This is a genomic window from Treponema sp. R6D11, assembly GCF_054786075.1.
In genome coordinates this window covers 1-349 of record NZ_BDHD01001253.1, presented here as the reverse complement: position 1 = coordinate 349, position 349 = coordinate 1, and the positions used below count along the sequence as shown (strand labels likewise).

The 349-nt window shown below is 52.7% G+C and carries 1 protein-coding gene; it reads right to left on the bottom strand.

The features are described from left to right. On the bottom strand, positions 1-349 hold a 349-nt coding region (locus ACYVTD_RS18325), incomplete at both ends, for an ATPase domain-containing protein (protein ID WP_461249029.1).

Sequence of the window (349 nt, the reverse complement as noted above, 5' to 3'; positions counted from 1 at the left end):
GACAAGGCTTTCGGTGATTTCCATCGCTTGCTCGCCGTTATCGGGCTGTGAAACCCAAAGGTCGTCGATGTTTACGCCCAAATTCTTAGCGTAAACAGGGTCTAGGGCGTGTTCAGCGTCGATGAATGCCGCATTTCCGCCCAATTTTTGAGCTTCGGCGATAGCGTGCAAGGCAAGAGTCGTCTTACCTGACGATTCGGGACCGAAAATCTCGATAATTCTGCCCCGAGGGTAGCCGCCGATGCCTAACGCCTCGTCCAAAAGGATAGAGCCTGAAGGCACTACCTCGATGCCTGAAGCCGCATCATGCGTCCCCAGTTTGATTAATGATCCAGCGCCAAATTGCTTT